This is a genomic window from Gimesia sp., from assembly GCF_048262075.1.
In the GTDB taxonomy this organism is placed as follows: Bacteria; Planctomycetota; Planctomycetia; order Planctomycetales; family Planctomycetaceae; genus Gimesia.
In genome coordinates this window covers 246,960-265,090 of record NZ_JBLXFK010000007.1, presented here as the reverse complement: position 1 = coordinate 265,090, position 18,131 = coordinate 246,960, and the positions used below count along the sequence as shown (strand labels likewise).

At 50.1% G+C, this 18,131-nt stretch carries 10 protein-coding genes; all 10 read right to left on the bottom strand.

From position 1 onward, the window contains the following. Positions 1 to 34: 34 nt before the first annotated feature. The 10 genes from ACN0YH_RS15845 to ACN0YH_RS15800 all read right to left on the bottom strand — a co-directional run bounded on the left by ACN0YH_RS15845 (position 35) and on the right by ACN0YH_RS15800 (position 18,129). A complete protein-coding gene (locus ACN0YH_RS15845; protein WP_417380553.1) occupies positions 35 to 1,090 on the bottom strand; it encodes a hypothetical protein in 1,056 nt (351 codons plus the stop codon). A 128-nt stretch (positions 1,091 to 1,218) separates the two neighbouring features. Further along, positions 1,219 to 2,955, bottom strand: coding sequence for a hypothetical protein (locus tag ACN0YH_RS15840; protein WP_417380552.1), 1,737 nt, complete (start codon positions 2,953 to 2,955; stop codon positions 1,219 to 1,221). 223 nt (positions 2,956 to 3,178) lie between these two features. Then, complete coding sequence (locus ACN0YH_RS15835; protein ID WP_417380551.1) at positions 3,179 to 5,638, bottom strand: hypothetical protein; 2,460 nt, start codon at positions 5,636 to 5,638, stop codon at positions 3,179 to 3,181. A 66-nt stretch (positions 5,639 to 5,704) separates the two neighbouring features. Further along, complete coding sequence (locus ACN0YH_RS15830; protein ID WP_417380550.1) at positions 5,705 to 8,155, bottom strand: hypothetical protein; 2,451 nt, start codon at positions 8,153 to 8,155, stop codon at positions 5,705 to 5,707. Then, a complete protein-coding gene (locus tag ACN0YH_RS15825; RefSeq protein WP_417380549.1) occupies positions 8,152 to 10,419 on the bottom strand; it encodes a BatA domain-containing protein in 2,268 nt (755 codons plus the stop codon). The genes ACN0YH_RS15830 and ACN0YH_RS15825 overlap by 4 nt, the downstream gene beginning before the upstream one ends. A 51-nt stretch (positions 10,420 to 10,470) precedes the next feature. Continuing rightward, positions 10,471 to 11,358 carry a DUF58 domain-containing protein gene (locus ACN0YH_RS15820; RefSeq protein ID WP_417380548.1) on the bottom strand — a complete coding sequence of 296 codons (888 nt, stop codon included), beginning with the start codon at positions 11,356 to 11,358 and terminating at the stop codon, positions 10,471 to 10,473. After that, entirely contained in the window at positions 11,348 to 12,424 is a 1,077-nt protein-coding gene (locus ACN0YH_RS15815; protein WP_417380547.1) for an AAA family ATPase, read from the bottom strand. The genes ACN0YH_RS15820 and ACN0YH_RS15815 overlap by 11 nt, the downstream gene beginning before the upstream one ends. A 426-nt stretch (positions 12,425 to 12,850) precedes the next feature. Further along, on the bottom strand, positions 12,851 to 15,766 hold the full coding sequence (purL, locus tag ACN0YH_RS15810) for a phosphoribosylformylglycinamidine synthase subunit PurL (protein ID WP_417380546.1): 2,916 nt from the start codon (positions 15,764 to 15,766) through the stop codon (positions 12,851 to 12,853). Positions 15,767 to 15,859: 93 nt separating this feature from the next. Then, positions 15,860 to 16,792, bottom strand: coding sequence for a prephenate dehydrogenase (locus ACN0YH_RS15805; RefSeq protein ID WP_417380545.1), 933 nt, complete (start codon positions 16,790 to 16,792; stop codon positions 15,860 to 15,862). Positions 16,793 to 16,854: 62 nt separating this feature from the next. Continuing rightward, entirely contained in the window at positions 16,855 to 18,129 is a 1,275-nt protein-coding gene (locus ACN0YH_RS15800; protein WP_417380544.1) for a PQQ-binding-like beta-propeller repeat protein, read from the bottom strand. Between the last annotated feature and the right edge of the window lie 2 nt (positions 18,130 to 18,131).

Sequence of the window (18,131 nt, the reverse complement as noted above, 5' to 3'; positions counted from 1 at the left end):
TTAAATGAGTGGGTTCAAAAAGGAATCGATAATGCTATTTGCCGGAATTGGCTTTCTCGGCAGCCAGCTTCTTGAAGTACTTTTCAATCGCTTTACGGTAATGAGATGGAAAATTACGGTTAATAATGTTTTTGGCAGAAGCCTGTTTTTTGGGAGGCAACTGACCCCATCCGCCATTATTGGATAGTTTTTTCTTGTCCACTTCGCCAGGTGCAGTCGTGCCTTTCACGCGGCTTTCATCTGCACCAGCGGCGGGAGTTTTCGAGTTGCCTGCTCCCGAACCGGAAGAGGGGCTGTTTTTTGCCTGGTCTTCCATTTTCTTGATCAGTTTGTCGAGCGAGGCAATGATTTCGTCTTCGACCTTCTGAACTTTTTTTCCGGAATTTCCGAGTTCCAACCTGCGCTCCACATCGCTCATCTTGCGGGAAATCTCATCCAGGCTTTCTTCTTTGAGTGATGCCAGGTCAGCCTGCATCAGGACTGCGACCTGGGTAAAGCGCTCTGGAACGTCCTGAGTTCGGTTTAAAAGTTGATCCAGCGTTTTTTCACAGGCTGCTTTCTGCAACAGATGATGTTCACAGACTGCTTTGTAAAACAGGTATCCAGCCGGATCAATCAGGATTTCCGGGTTAATCGAATTGAAGATCTCCAGAGCCGGGTCAACCAGTCTGAATTGCGTCAAATTGCGGGCGACAAAGTATCTCAGATTGGCAGGATAGAATGTCTCGGCTTTTCCTTCCGTCAAAAATGGAGGGCTGGAAAATTGAGGAACACTGTCTGAAAACTGATTCGATCGAACCAGTTCTGCCGCCTGACGATCAATTCCGGAGAATATACGGATCGCTACGTCCAGCTTTTCTTCTGCAGACAGCGCAGCTTCGAGTTTCACCAGTTGGCTGGCCACCGTCTTCAATTGTGCGGGATCTTTTACTTTCTGGTCAGCTACCCAGTTTTCTAACTGAGATTTTAATTCTGCAGAAGTGGGGGCAGCGTACAGAACAGTCTCTTCTTTTTCAGTCTGTTTTTCGACAGGCTCCTTGAAAGGGAGCGGCACGGGAATGGGGGGCTGTGCAAATGCAGAAACAGACATCAAGCAGGTCAGGGCAATCAGCGTGAACACTCTTCGATAAAGGAGCGTAGATCCTGTGATGCGAGTTAAATTGAGCCTGACTTTCATGGTAGTCTGTCACCTTTGTTCCAGCGGTTCCGAAAAATCGCTTATTTGTTTTTGCCGGTTGCCAGTATATAGGTCGCGTTTTGAATACGTGTCTGTCGATTGGCTAATTTCTGCAACTGTTCCAGGATGTCGGGCTGGTTGGCACCCTCTTCCAAGGCCAGCTTTTCAATTCTCCGAGTGCGATTATTCACGCGTAACTGCAGGGATCGCAGCATTTTGATCTCTGCCAGCATGTCAATCAAAGCCTGATCTTCCGGAGAACCCTGCTGTTGCTGCTGTTGTTGCTGTTTCTTCTTCTCTTCGTCAGATTTATCCATCTCTTTCTGCAGCGCTTCAATCATTTCTTCCAGAGAACTGATAATATCCTGTTCGATGCCCTGGGTCAGCTCATCCACTTGCACGCGGTTCAGGCGGTAACCTACATTCTGCACATCCTCCCGGACCTCTGCCAATGCTTCACTGAACGCAACCGAAGAACCTTCATCAGTAATCAGCAGGATCGCTTTCTCAACCTCAAGACCAATCTGTGATTCTTCACGGGACAGCTGGACAGCGCGGGCCGTATGACGGCTCGTGCGTTCCTTTGCGGGAACTTGTCCGATGGAAAGAGTGCCGGAATAGACGCGTTTCTGTTGTGCCAGAATCTTCTGCAAACGGGCTTCCATGGCAGCCAGCATCAGCTCACGTTCTTCCTCGCGTAACTGACGCAGCATCTCTTCCAGTTTTTCCTTGGCTTCCGCCAATTTACGGATCGCATCATCCTGATGACGGGAGGCGGCATCTTTCTGTTTTTTCTCCAGCTCTTCGATGGCCTTTTCCATTTCCTGGCGGGCCTGTTCGATCTGCTCCCGTCCCGGAGTATTCTTTTGCTGTTGTTCCTGGGACTGCTGGTTTTCTCCCTCCTGGGGTTTCCCCTGCTGGCCTTTTTGCTGTTGTTGTGACTGTTGCTGTTCTTGAGACTGCTGATCAGACTTCTGACCTTCTGACCCTTTCTGATTTGGATCTGATTTGCCGTTCTCGGGAGGCTTGCCTTTGGACTCGGATTCCGAAGACTTTTTGGAGTCGGCATCCTTCTGCGATTCGGACTTTCCTTCCTGGGACTTCTGGTCTTTCTGTTGACCTTCCTGCTCTTTCTCTGCTGATTTGGAATCTGAATCAGACTTCTGGGAATCGTTTTTTTCGGCGTCCTGCTGTTCGATTTTATCGACCAGTTTCTGGGCGTTTTCTGCCGTCTTTTGCTGTTTGTCTTTCACGTCGGCAGGGTTTCCCCCCCGTTCCGTCGCCGCACGCACATCCCGTTCCTGCCCCATCAGACGATTCACATCCTTCAGCAGATCCTGAATGCGCTGTTTCTCTTTCTCGACTTCGCTCATGCGGTCTTCACTCTGAAGCAATGCGAGTAGATTCTGCATGTTTTTTAACAGATTCTCCTGACGTTCCACCGCATCACCCAGTTGGCCTTTATCCAGCATCTGCAGAACGCGTTGCATTTCAACGGTCATCTGGTTCTGTTTACTTTGACCAAAGGCACGAAACAGTAGATCCGCGCGGGCAGGATCTGTCTTTTTCATGTATTCGCCGAGATCATGGAGCGTGGATTCGAAGCGTTTGAACTGCTGAGTAATGGCTTCCTGCCTGTCGGACAGATTGCTTTTATCAACTTCAGGAGCAGATCCCTGATCCGAAGAAGCGGGTTGCTGCGCATCGCTGATATTCTGAAATGACATGCAGACGACAAGTGAGAACATCAGAACGAAAGTCCCTGGACGATTCCACATAAGTATTGCTTCTGCCAAAGTTTTCATAGTGATCTCAGAACCGTTGAGGAAGGGGAAGTATCAATTGCCTGGACGTCTATTTGTGAGGCATGCAAACATTTAAACGCATTCAATATTATATCATGTTTGGTACGATGATCGAAGCGTGTTTTTGTGTCCAGTCATTAAAGGGTGAGGAAACCGTGAGCCGCGATTCTCTCTGGTTTTGGTAAAATTTTTCAGTTTACTCCAATCCTAAACCTTTGAGACGGTCTAGAAGCTTGTTTTTGCGATACTTTTTGGTCTCTTCTGTCAATTCTTTCTCACGTTCGATCAGATTCTTGAGCATTTCGATGGCTTCATGAAACTCCAGTAAATCCTGCATTTCGTTAAGGACACCCTGCATACGGACCAGCATGGTATCCAGAAGATCAATACTGGTTTGGATTTCGGTGAGTGGGGTGGTGTTCTGCTCGACTGCCAGTCGGAACAGACCCAGCCGTTGATCGACATCGGGAAAATCCTGCTCATGGATCATGGTCAGAGGTTTGAGGATTTTATCGTCAATGCGTCCCATGATCTGGGTTGTGGCAACGCCGTTGTTTACCAGTTCTTCACGAATATCCTGAAACGATTCCACAATGGAAGCTGTTTCGGTCGCATTTTTACGCGTACCATAGAGCGATCGATCCGCTGAAACAGAGACGGCACTCTGATTTTCCAGTAGGGTTGCTTCCCAGGCAGGATCAGTCTGCCCCTGCTTTTGTTTTTCCCTGATTGCCTGAGATTCACGGAGCTGTGCAACACGTTCTTTGAGTTCATCACGTGTCTGCGTGACTTCTTTGAAGATCTGTTCAAAACGCTTGCGCAGGTTCAGTTCTTTGGAATACAGGATCGAGAGCAATTCTTCATCGGTCACGATTTCAAAATGATAGGTTTCGCCATGCACCTGGTGAGGGCCACTCAAGTTATCTGCGTCTTCTGCATGCACGGTCAGGCTGAGTTTCTGACCGACCTTTAAATCCAGCGGCAGAACTTCAAAACGCTCCCACGCCTCTCTTTCATTTCGCTGCAAGGTAAATTCTTTGGGACGTTCCGCGGGTTTGGAACGGAACGGGCGAAGACGGAAATTTTTGTCCTCATCTACCAGGAAGTCAAACCGAGCCGACTGAATGCCATAGTCATCGGTGATCATTCCTTCGACGGGAATCATCGCTTTGCGGGTAATTGATTTGCCAATCCCCGCCAGGCGAGTATCGACCTTCGGTGGCTGGTCTATGATTCCAATAATACTGAGGCGAATCGGCTCGGTGACCAGGAGACCGTCTTCATCCTCCAGGTAGATCCGCATCGGTTGATCGATGAGCAGAGGGATCCCTGAGGAGGAAGTCTCTTTATTATCTGAAACTAAAGTGAAGGGAATCCGAAATACCTGATGGTCCGGGCCACACATCTGTGCTAACTGTGCAGGTGAGAAACTGGTCTGCTTGACAATCTCTCCCTGCGAATTTTTCCAGGCCAGGAAATTAGACTGCGAAGAGGAACTGGTAGCCGACGATGGTTCCAACTGAATTTTAAGCTGATCTGTTTCCAGCGAAAACCGGCTGATTGGTTTGTTGGCTGTGGAGACCATCTGGAAGTCTGTGTTGACGGGTAGCGCGATCTGAGTTCCCTGAACGGTCTGGATATCGGGTGCTGGCACACCGGTCACGGGATCGGTGGTGTTCAAACCGGTATATTCCGGATAGCGGCATTCCAGTTGAATCTGATCCAGGACGGGAGTCTCTACAATTTCAATCAGATAGGGTTCCGGGTTGGTATAATCATTGCCTGAGACCCAGATCTGCATTCCGTCGAGGACGTCCGTAATCGTATGTTTGAAACGACCTTCACCCAGTCGCGACATCACGGTTCGGCCTCCATCCCGACCATTCTGCATGCGATAGGTTAACTGCACGCGTTCGGGAGATTTTTTGCCCTTGATGGTTTCCACTAACAGTGTCAGATCATTTCCCAGACCATGCTTGTAAGTCTGGTCCTGAAATTCCCGGATGCGGTCCCCCGGCTGGGCGATCACTTTGACGACCAGTCCCGTTTCGCGATTCCAGTAATCGCTTTTTAATTCCAGGTAACCTTTCGCCCAACGGGCCATCGCGGGCTGATTAACGACAGCCAGAATCAGAATGGAAACCGACAGGATCAGGGCACCGAAAAATGCTCTTCTTAAAGGGCGTTTATCAAAGACATCTTCGAGGGGAAGCTGACTGCTGCCGCGTGCGACATCTTTCACAGTTCGTTCCAGCATGGCGCGGGTTAAGGCATTTTGAGGTTCGTTGGATTCGTGCAGTTCAATCGCCGTTGCCAAGCGGTCATTCAGCTCAGGGAAGCGGCGTTCCAGTACGAGGGCCAGTGATTTCTTTCTCATTTTCGTCATCAGCCGGAACAGGATAAAAGTACCCGCTAAAACCAGTATCATTGTCAATGAGATTAAGACAAACGAGGCGCGAAACCAGACGGGTAATTCAAAATGGCTAAGTTGGAAATAACCCCAGTCGACCACAAAACTGACCCAGAAAATCAGGCCCACTACAGCAAGTAGTTTAGCTGCGCCTTCCAGCAGAATGTATCTGCGTATTTTGCCCCGTAACCGATTGAGCAAATCGGTGATTTCCTGAGGGATTGATACTTTGGCAGGTTTGTTCATACGTCCGTTTCACGCTGATATTTCAGCAGAGTCAATAATGGGAACACATAGTCATTGTACAATAAATCAAGCTAGCTTAAATAATTTTCTGGTCAGCCATTCCACAGCCAGCAGACCTGCCAGCAGAAAGAAAACCCAGGCCTGATCCCAGAGTGTTTTCAACCGTTCGTCGACCAGGAATTCTTCACCCTGATCAGGCAGCAGGGCAGGGATCTGTTCCGCTTCTTCCAGAGCGAGATATTGACCACCGGTATCGCGGGCCAGTTCCTTGAGCCCTTTCACATTCTGACTTAATGATTCATCTTCCAGACGCGGCAGCAGAACTGTGAGATTTCCGTCTACAACCTGGCCTTTGGAATTAGGGACCGTGACTTCAAATCGATATTTACCAGGCAGGCTGGCACGGAAGCTGGCGACATATTCGCCGGGTCGATTCCGGTCCTGCATCAGTAGTAGATTAGGGATCAGGGGCCTGCCTCGCGGGTCAATGACTTCCATAGGCACCGATTCCTGGATGAGTGGTTTGAATTCCGGATCGAGCAGACGGACACGAACAGAGACCGTCTGTCCCAGTACATACTCATCGCGCTCCAGAATGAGAGTGCCCCGTTTGGTACCTCGTTTCGTTCGACCCTGTCCGATATTCCGGATGAGCTTGGTCCAGAAACGGTCGTAGTAATCTTCCTCGACGGATCGCAGTCGCCACATTTCGGGGCTGCCCAGATAGAAACAGCGACCTTCGCCATAATACTGAGACGCCATCAGAATTGAGAATCCAAATTCGGTTTGTGTTTTAGGATCCGGGAAGTGGGCATAAACCGTTGCAGCCGCTTTGGCACCGTTTGAGGGGTAACAGCGGTATATCCCAGGGAAATTTTCCCATAACTGCCTGGAGGTTGCCGGATCATCGGTCAGCATCAGGAAGCCTGCATCCAGGCCGGCCTGGGTCCATTCGATCCGGCGAATCTGTGTCGCTTCCTCATCCAGGTAGTCGCGGACGAAAGAGTTGATAAACACGGGATACAGATCCAGAATGGACTGGTACTTCTCACTTTCCTGAGCAAGTTTAGGTGTGTAAACGTCACCGGCCACCATGACGATTCCGCCACCAGCTGACGACACCCATTCATTCAGGTTTTGCATTTGTTCTGCTGACAGCAGTTCCCAGTTCACATCAAAAGCGAGTACCACATCGTATTCAAACAGATCTGCCCGTTCAGGGAATTCATACAGGAGTTCGTTCGCATCCTGAGAAACCCCGGGTGGGGCAGACTGCAGCCAGACAGAGGACTGGATCGAAGGATGTCGGTAGAGCATGGTGCGGGCGAAGCGATAATCCCGCATGGGACCACCGGCAATGACCAGTACACGAGTAGGGCGACTGAATACATTAACAGAATGGGCCAGCTCATTGTCCATGGCATTGGCATCACCCGCCAGTTGATTACCCCGTGCCCGAACGACATAACCAATTTCACCCTCCTCAGCGGGGGTGCGTTCAAATTTGATATCCAGAGGCAGGCTGTCTTCCGCAGGCAGCAGGATATCTCGCGTTTCAACAATGGTCGGTTCCGCTTCGCCTGGGACTTTTCTCAGCAGTTCGATCGTAATATTTTTGCCAGGCATACCAATGGCCTGCACGATCGCAGTGATCTCAAAACCATCCCCAAACTGCACATCGGTGGGTGCGATGATTTTGGAAATCTGGATGTTTGCGGGTTGAACAGGACTTCCGACTCCCAAGGGAATCAGTCGTACCTTTGATTCTTTTGCCGCTTCATTGGCAGATAGTAAGTCGGTGCCTGCGTTGGACGCCCCATCTGTGGCAATAATGATTCCGGACAGCGTGGAGCCGTTGATTTCACGTATCAGCTGGCCCAGCAGTTCTCCCAGACGCGTCTCCAGCCCTTGTGGCTGAAGCAGTGTATTCCAATCAGGTTGATCCGGCACGCTGTTTTTTTCTGAGGGTGGGGTCGAGGTATCCTCAGGCGAGTCCTGCTTTTGAAATACATGCAGGGGACCGACTAAAGTTTTATCAAAGGAATAAATGCTGACCTGGTGATTTTTTTGCAGGTCTTTGATCAGGGGAGAATCTGCCAGAAGCTTTTCGACTGCTTCCATGCGGGAGACAACATTGCGACTGGCTGGCGAACTTGCATTTGCTGCCACCAGTTGATTCGGGTGTCGCATGGAAAGTGATGTATCGACTAAAACGGCAACCCGGGAAGGGCGAAACGACATTTTCTGAGTACGCTCGTGTGGATTAAACACAATGGCAATCAGAGCGACTAAGACACCCAGTCGTAATACCGCCATCCAGCAGCGCCAGAACAGTGGGAGTTGAACTGAGTCTTTCCAGACGGTTCGAAACGATAACAGTAATACGAGCCCCAGACCAGACAGCAGTAACAGCCATCCCCAGCCTGAATCGGGCGTATCGTATTCGATCGAACGAAACGCGGTCGTTTCGTCGGCAGCCAGAATCAGTGATGCAGGAAGGGACGCGAAATAATTCATGCGGCGGCCCCCGCTATTTTAGGGTGATAGCTCAAACGATAGGCCAGAAGTTGTTCACAAATCAATAACACGAACAGGATCAGCAAAATTGCATTGGTGATTTCTCGACCGGCTTCCTGGCCTTGAATCCATTGAAATTCACCCGGTTCCTGAATCTGAATCTGTTTTGAATTCCCCAACTCGTTCATGAGTTCATCGGTCGTAGCCAGTTCCAGGTTGCTTTCGGAAACGGGAAAGTTGAAGGCATACATGCGGGGTTCGATCGTCTGGTCCTGTCGTTTCAGTTGAACGGTATATACGCCGGGCTGATCTGTGTCCCGGTAGACAGTCACGACTTGCAGAGTACTGCTGCCGGTGGTGTCCGTCTGCTCTTCGGGAGTTGCTTTGAGGCGAATGGTCCGCCCTCCTTGCGTTACGGGAGTCTGAATTTCAATTTCATCCGAAAACAGTGAGGCATCGAGAGAGAAGGGGATGGGAGCACCCACAATTTCTGCCTGCTCATGCGAGCGGGACTGGACCAGGTATTTCTGCAGCTCCAGCTGGAACACGATGTAGCTGGGATTAAACGCCCAGGTGTTCCACGGTTCCCCTTCATTGGTCAGTACAGGGCCGGCCGATGTCAGACAGGTAATGATTCGACCTTTACCCAGTCTGTGTTCGAGGATTAACGGAGACTGATTGCGAAGGGTTGCGATCACATTCACGCCGGATACTTTATCTGCCTTGGTTTGCAGCCACTGCTCCGAGAGTGGAAAGTAACGTGAAATGGTCACGGCTTCGATGAGAGGGTTGTCCTGACCGGCAAAGACAGAAAAGAGAGGGTGATCACTGACATTCAGATCCACCATCGTATTCGATTCCCGGGCTGGTAGTGCGCGCGGTGACGTTTCCAGAGGGGCTGGAAACAGACCATTGCCATCTTTATATAGCTTCTCGTTATAAAAGGCAGGCTGGATGGAAGGACCGGCAAACCAGATGAGGCCACCACCATCAGAGACAAAATTTTCCAGAGCGACGATGGCATCCAGAGGTAGCTCTGCAATGTTCAGCAGATAAATGTTTTTAAACTGGCTGAGGGGATGTCTGCGCAGATAGTCCACATTCTCAACAGAGGGGGCAAATCCGGTCGTGGAAGCGTCCGGCGCAATCGCCGTCTGGATGTACATCCACTCGTTGCCGGAAGGATTGCCGTCCACAATCAGGACCGGGTTTGAGGGTTTGACATTGATGGCCATATAACGCTCATTATCACCCTCCAGCGCATCGTTCGTCAGGCTGACATTGATTTGATGCAGACCGGGTTTGTTGAATACAACATCAAAGTCCTGCGATATTTCACTGCCGGCTTCGATTTTATCAAAAACAATACTCATCGGAAGTTTGTTCTGATCGACAAAAGCAGAGACGCGCACATCTTCGACAATCTGTTCTCCAAAATTCTTCAGACTGATTCTCAGACGCAGGGGCACATCGACGGCCGCCACCTCGGTTGCACCGGAGAGTTCTGTGATTGCCAGATTCGATTGAGAATCAGGCACCGTTTTGATGAGGTTGATCGCCGTATCTGAGTTACTCAGTTCTTCGATTGTGGAAGCCACCCCTTTTTTTTCCTGCCAGTCAGACTTGCGAAAGTCGGAGATCAGGTGGAGTGTTTTGATGACGGCCCGATCTTCATTCAGCAGGTCGACGGCTGCTTCCAGACCTTGATTCAGATCCAGACTCTGATGAGAACAGGTGAGATTGGAGAGTTTGGCATCCAGTTCGTTGATCAGTTCTTCATTGATGTCACGTTGTAGAAACAGGGGGGCATCGGCGCGTGACAGCACGATTAAAGAAAACTTTTCTGTGTTGGGACGGTTGGCGCCTTCAGAGGCAATTTTGCGAATGACCTGCAGGCCTTCTTTAAAGCCCGTCTGTTCTCCCCAGGCATTTCCCATGGAGCCACTGTCATCCAATACGATTACATGATGTGATTTCGCGCCGTGAAACATCGATAACTGATTGGGGTCCAGAATCAGACGGCCGATTAACAACAGCAGACAAATGATGAGAATGATGCGTAATAACAGGAGCAGTAACTGTTCAATCAGTACGCGACGCTGATTGGTCTGCTGACTTTGCAGCAGAAATTCCATTGCAGCAAATTGAACGCGTTTATACTGAAAGCGATTAATCAGGTGAATGATGATCGGCGCAGCAATCATCAGCGCGCCGGTCGAGACCAGTGCGGAATTCACAAAATGTTGAGTTAACCATGCTTCCATATGTCGAATCGTCAGTTACAGGCTGGAGGGAACAGGGGGACTTTGTTTCGTTTACTGTCGGATGGATTGCTGCATTCCGATGCGATGATTCAAATAGTGGGCCAAAGCAGCATCCAGATACTCGCTGGTCCGGATTGTCTGGTAGTCAAATTTGTTTTTGGCACAACGCCTTCTGATTTCATTTAAAAACTCATGCATGGCATTGAGGTAGCCATCCCTTAATGAACGGGGGTCGCAAACCAGTTCTCCCGCTTCTTCCATGCCTTCAAATCGTGTGGTTCCAGAATAATCAAAATCAAGTTCCTGATCATCCAGGATATGCAGCAGCATCAGATCATGCCCACGATACTGCAGCAGACGTAATCCTTTAAACAGGCTCTCTCTGTCTACGAATAAATCGGATATGAGGATAATCGTGCCCTTCTGCGAGCGCGTTTCTGCCACTTCCTTTAATACGTCATAAATGTCTGTTTTTTTAGCAGGTTTTTCGGAAGCCAGCGCATTCAGCAGGGCATTCAGATGATTTCGCTTGCTCAAAGCGGGGACTCGGCTGCGAATCCCGTCGTCAAAGGTGATCATGCCAACCGCATCCTGCTGTTTGAGCAGGAGAAACGCGAGAGCAGCGGCTGCCGTGCAACCGTATTCATATTTGGATAAGGGACCGGTTCCAAACTGCATGGATTCACTGACATCCACCAGCAGCGTGGTGCGGAGGTTCGTGTCTTCTTCGTACTGCTTAATGTAGTATTTATCTGTTTTAGACCAGACCTTCCAGTCAATATTTCGCACATCATCACCGGGGGCATATTCCCGGTGTTGAGCGAATTCTACAGATTGCCCGAAAAAGGGACTGCGGTGTAATCCCGACAGGAACCCTTCGACGATCGTACGTGCTCGAATTTCCAGGCGGGAAATGCGAGAGATTGCTTCAGGCAGCAAAAATTTTCTGTAATCTTGGGTCACTGGTCAGTTCGCCTTCCTTAGACGGTGTCTCTTCAATCAATCGCTCAATCACACGATCCGAGGTAATCCCTTCCGATTCGGCAGAGAAATTTGTCACGATTCGATGTCGTAAAACGGGTGCAGCCAGAGCGCTGATATCTTCTGTCGAGACGTGAGTATGACCATTGAGCAACGCCCGTGTTTTCCCGCCAAGCAGCAGGTTCTGAACCGCCCGTGGTCCTGCCCCCCAACTGAGCCATTCGTTTACAAACTCTGGAGTGCCTGGTTCATTGACACGAGTCTGCCTGACCAGAGCCAGGGCATAATCAATGACGTGATCAGAGACAGGAACCTGCCTCACAATCTTCTGAATCTCCAGGACATCGACGGCATTCAGGACATGCTCAATCGTACCTTTTGAATCGGAGGTCGTCTGCCGGGCAATCTGCCGTTCTTCCTGAAATGAAGGGTACCGCACATAAACCTTGAACATGAAGCGGTCCTGTTGTGCTTCCGGCAGCGAGTACGTACCTTCCTGCTCAATCGGGTTTTGCGTTGCCAGTACGAAAAAAGGATCACTCAGCAGATGCCTGGTCTGACCGACACTCACCTGGTGTTCCTGCATCGCTTCCAGCAGAGCAGCCTGCGTTTTAGGAGGCGTGCGGTTGATTTCATCTGCCAGCACCACGTTATGAAATAAGGGGCCCGGGATAAAGCGAAATTCCCGTTCTCCCGTTTCCCGGTTTTCCTGCAACACGTCTGTTCCGGTGATATCCGCAGGCATCAGGTCCGGGGTGAACTGGATACGGCTGAATGACATGGACAGCGTTTGGGCCAGCGTGCTGATCATCAGGGTTTTCGCCAGACCGGGAACCCCTTCCAGCAGGCAGTGGCCTCGGCTGAATAATGCAATCAGGAGCTGCTCAATCACATCATCCTGACCCACGATGACTTTAGAGATCTGCCCATGGATCTGCTTGTAGGCGGAGCTCAGTTTATTAATTGACTCCTGAGTGATTTCAAACTCAGAAGAGTCAGAGGTATCTTGTTTCACTTCCGACATCCGTTTTCACACCTTTCTACAAAGGTAAACACTGCTTGGCGCAGAAAGTTCCGTAAACTCTATCGTAATACCTGTGACAGGACTTTGCGACCATAAATCGAGAAATTACAGGGGTTTCCTGCCAATCTGCGGTAAGCTTCAAAACCTTGGTTTGACTCGGGAAACGGGTTTCTGACCAGGTCTGTTTCCTGATAAATCAGAACGTTTTCCATTAATCGAGGCGCGAATGATACTCAAATCTCAGGGGGATCGTTGCAGGCTCAATATAGAAACAGATTTTCAGAGGACTTCCCACAGTATTTTACTCGAAGAGTCAAACTGGGGAAGTATTAAAATCAGCTTCCTGAATGAACTTGTCAGAAAGCTGATGCGCAGGGAAATCCGGTGTGGCATTCAGTCAAGTACTGTACGCGATGGTTTTGATCATCAGTCCCAGGCGAGTGGGTTTTTCCAGGCTGCTTTCAGCTCATCCAGGCTGGCGCTGACTGCAGTGCCCCCCGAAGTTCCTTTGATCGTAAACTGCCGGGTACCGATGACTTCTCCAATATCGACCAGAGGCAGGTCACCAAAGCACTCATACAAGGCATCCATTTTATCCAGAGGTACTTCAAGCAGAAAACGAGTATTGCTTTCAGAGAACAGTAAACTGGGGGTGGAAAGCTCCAGTGCTTCAGGAAGTCGGGTCGGGTCCAGTTTCATTCCATAGCCACCGGCAAACGCCATTTCAGCAGCTGCGACTGCCAGTCCACCCTCGCTCAGGTCGTGGCAGCTTCTGATCAATTGCTTTTGAATTGCCAGATGCAGGGCTTTGAAGATTTCCGGTGCTTCCTCCTTATCAACCTGGGGGACCTGTCCCCCTTCCAGCTGATTCACCATGGCAAAGTGACTGCCTCCCATTTCATCGTGTGTTGTTCCCACCATGAAAATGCGATTACCGGGGGATTTGACGTCCATCGTGACTGCCAGATTGACATCAGCAATCTGCCCGATGGCACTGATCAGCAGCGATGCGGGAATGGCGACTGTTTCTTTTTCTCCCTGCTCATTCTCAAAAGAATATTCATTATACAGGCTGTCTTTGCCGCTGATAAAGGGGGAGCCGTACGCGATAGAGAATTCCTTACAGGCCAGGGCAGCTGCGACCAGGCTACCCAGTGTTTCTGGACGATCTGTATTCCCCCAGCAGAAGTTATCGAGAATTGCAATCTTCGTCGGGTCGGCACCGACGGCAACGCAGTTGCGGATTGCTTCGTCAATGGCAGAAGCCGCCATCCAGTGTGTATTCAAGTCACCATAGCGGGGATTCATGCCACATGAAATTACCAGTCCACGAGTTGATGTCAGGTCGGGGCGAACCACTGCAGCGTCCGAGGGACCATCATTCTGAACTCCGACCAGCGGTTTCACCACGCTGCCTGCCTGCACCTCCTGGTCATACTGTCGAATGATCCATTCTTTACTGCAGACATTCAGTGAGCTTAGTATAGAGGTCAGGTCTTTAGTGTAGTTGTCACGTTGCGGAGGCGTCAGAGGAATGAACGCTGGTATCTTGTAAACGGCTTCACGCACGACCGGAGGTCGTCCATCATGCAGAAACGACATTTCCAGATCAGCCACGACCTGATCCTGATATTTCAGAACCAGGTGGTTGGTATCTGTAAATTTTCCAATGACTGAAGCTTCGACGCCTTCTCCGGCACAGACTTGTTCGAAGGCTTCCCAGTTTTCCGGTGGGACAGCCAGAACCATGCGTTCCTGGGCTTCGGAGATCCAGATCTCCGTGTAGGACAGACCAGCATATTTCAGCGGGCATTGATCCAGCCAGACTTCCGCACCGGTTTTTTCACCCATTTCGCCGACGGCACTGCTGAATCCACCGGCGCCGCAGTCCGTAATCGCCGAGAATAATTCTTTATCACGTGCTTCCAGAATGACATCCAGCATCATTTTTTCTGTGATCGCATTTCCAATCTGCACAGCGCCACCGGAAAGCATTTCACTTTCAGAGGTCAGTTCTGCAGAAGAAAAAGTCGCACCGTGAATTCCATCGCGCCCCGTCCGTCCGCCGACTGCAACGATATAGTGCCCCGGTTGTGTCTTTTGTTTTTCGGACTTTCCGACAGGTAGCATGGCTACATTACCACAATAAACCAGGGGGTTACCCAGATATCGTTCGTCAAAATAGACAGCTCCATTGACTGTGGGGATACCCATACGATTACCATAGTCACGCACCCCTGAAACGACGCCGGTTGCAACCGCTTTGGGATGCAGCACTCCTGCAGGAAGTTCGGCGTAGGGGATTTCCGGAGGAGCAAAACAGAACACATCAGTATTGCAGACGGGTCTACCGCCCAGTCCGGTTCCCAGCGGGTCCCGGATGACACCCCCGAGACCCGTATTGGCACCACCATAAGGTTCCAGGGCTGAAGGATGGTTATGTGTTTCCACTTTGAAACAGACGTCCTGCTTGTCATCAAAGGTGATGACCCCGGCATTATCCGCGAAGACGCTCACGCACCAGTCATTGTCACCCAGGGATTTGCGAATTTCAGTGGTCGCAGCAAAGATGGTCTCCTTCAACATGTTCTCGAAATGCAGATCGCGTTCGCCATCTTTAAAATGAATTCGTCCAGCCAGAGTTTTATGAGAACAGTGCTCACTCCATGTTTGAGCGATACTTTCCAGTTCAACGTCGGTCGGGTCTTTTTTCTGGTTGACGTAGTATGCTTTAATCGTTTTCATTTCGGTCAGATTTAAATACAGCTGACCTTCGCGACTGAGTGTTTCCAGCTGTTTGTCATTCATCTCGCGGATAGGGATTGTGACCAGTTCGAAGGTATACTCACTGCCGAGTTTAATGCTGTCCATCTGCAGCGGGCCACGCACGACATATTCGATCGCTTCGTTGGAAAGAACTTTCGCAGCCATGCGGTCAATTTCTTCATTGGTAGCATCAGGGTTTACCCAGTATTTGCGGCAGGTGGCCACATTTTCTACAGCCAGACCCAGGTCACAGATCGCCTCGCGGGCACTGTTGGCTGTATTGTCAGTCACACCGGGTTTGAACATGACATTCAGCAGTGGTTCAGTACCTTCAGTATCTGGGGTGGCGCCAGACAGGATGCGTATCTCAAAGGTTTCCACAATCGGATCTGCCAGAAGAGTGCGGGCGATTTTATCAATATTCGTCTGGTTCAGGTCGCCTTCCAGCAGAAAGGAGTGTGCAGTCTGGACAGTCCGGATGGAATTTGCACCGAGTATCTGGCATTCTTCCAGGATACGGGCACCCTCTCGGTCGATCTGATTGTCGGCTGGTTTGATTTCGACTTCGCAAAGCATGTGTTTTCCAGTTACTGTTGATTCCATCGGGAAAATGAAAGATTTGTTATTGTCGCTATGATAGTCAGTCGAAAACCTGACCCACGCTGTTGATTAAGGGGTTGAATTTAATGTCTCGTGTTTCTTTTTACCATCTTCCAGCAACTGCCTGAGGTGCTTTTCATCATTGTCCAGAATTGCTTGCTTGAACTGCTGGAGAGACTGGGTGTATTTATCAAGACTTGTCACAATTGCATCTCGATTACTTAACAGGATCTCAATCCATAAAGCCGGGTCACCACCGGCAATGCGTGTTGTGTCCCGAAATCCGGTTGAAGTATATCTGGTGTTTTCTGACGCTAAGGTCGCTGCCAGTGCGGAAGCGACCACATGAGGTAGATGGCTGGTTTCCGCCAGAATCAGATCATGTTTTTCTGGTGTGGTCTGCAGGACATGCATGCCCAATGCTTCCCAGAACTGTCTGACTCGGGAAACAGCCTCTGCGGGTGCTGACTCCTCTGGAGTGATGACACAGGGACGATCCTGAAACAGGTTCTGATCAGAGAATTCGTAGCCACTTTTTTCCGATCCTGCCAGGGGGTGCGAGGCGACAAAAGTGACCTCTGCAGGCAGTGTCCCTTTCAGTTGTTCACAGATTTGCTTTTTCGTACTGCCTACATCGGTAATGATTGTGCCTGCGCGACTGTTTCTGGCGACAGTCTGGATGAATTGGACAATATGGTTGACGGGGGTGCAAACAATCACAAGATCGGACTGTGCTGCCGTCTCGGCTATGTTCGTCGTACCCCGATCCACTAAGCCAGACTGCTGCGCAGCCCGCATACGGGAAGGATTTCGGCCTGCTCCCAGGATTGTTTCTGCCAGATTGCGCTGTCGAGCCGCAGCGGCAATGGAACCTCCGAGCAGACCTACGCCAATCACGCCGATCGTTTTGAAGAGGTAGTCTTTTTGAGTTGATGAATCAGTCATGCCTCGTATTGTAGAAGCCCCGATTCGGGATTTCCAGCGGGCAGACGCCTGTAACAACGACCTGTTCCAAAAGTCTGACAAACTTGTAAGTCATTTAATCAGAATCTTTTGTGTAGAACTCATTTCTTTTCTGCAATTCGATACAGATAGCCGTTCGTACGCAGATAAATACTTCCTTCGCTGACGGCAGGTGATGCATTGAACAGATCATCGTCTGATTTAATCTCATTTCGGGCCAGTTCGACATATTCAGGCCCGGCTTTCAGCACAATGACACCACTGTCCCGGGTCGTCACATACAATTTCCCATCCGCTAGAACAATCGACGCATACAGTCTGGCTCCGGTGGGCAGACGGTTTTTGTAAACCACTTCGCCATCTTTTGCATTCAGGCAGAAAGCAATACCTCGATCACTGGCCCAATACAGATGGCCGTCATGATACACGGGGGAAGTAACATTTGCTCCCACATTGACTTCCCAGAGCTTATGAGTTTTCGTGACATCACCCCGCCCTCCTGGTCGAACGGCGATACTTCGGTTGCTGCGACCTCCCAGGCAGTAAAGGATTCCTTCATTCTGCACCACAACAGGCACGACGTAGTCCTGAATTCCTTCACAGGTCCAGAGTTTTTTACCCGTATCGGGATCAAAGCCAAAGATCTGGTTTTTCTGGTTGACTACCAGTTCCTGTTTACCTCCCGGGACATCTACGATCGAAGGGGTGGTCCAGGCGCGTACAATGTCTTCCGCCTTCCAGGCCACTTCGCCATTACTCTTGTTCAACGCATATACGGTGGAGCTTTCAATGCTGGCATTCACTATGACGAAATCTTTATACAGGATCGGAGAGGAAGCGGAGCCAAAGCCGGCAGTCCCGTCTCCCACATCAGTCTGCCATTTGAGTTTGCCTTTCAGGTCGTAGGCGACGACACCCGATGTTCCGAAAAAAGCATAGACCCCCGTTTCATCACAGGCAGGAGTCCCGCTGGCATAGCCATGATCAACAATCCGTTTGGTGATCTTTTGAACTTCATTAATCGGGGAGACCGATTCATCCCACATGATTTCGCCACTATCGCGGTTGACGGAAATTACATGCAGTCGCAAGTCAGAAGGGTTGCCGTTATCTTCTTCCGTCAGTCCATAACCGGTATAGGAAGTGACGAATACCTGATCGCCGAACAACACCGGGCTGGAAGATCCATGTCCGGGAAGTTTTGCTTTCCAGACAATGTTCTTCTCTGAGCTCCATTCGGTAGGGAGCCCCGTTGTTTGTGAAACACCGTTTCCAGAGGGACCGCGGAATTGTGACCAGTCTGCTGCCTGAGTCTGCTGAGGTACTGAAGTCAGGAAGGCTGTCGTGAGCATCACGGAAAGAATCATTCGGATCATAT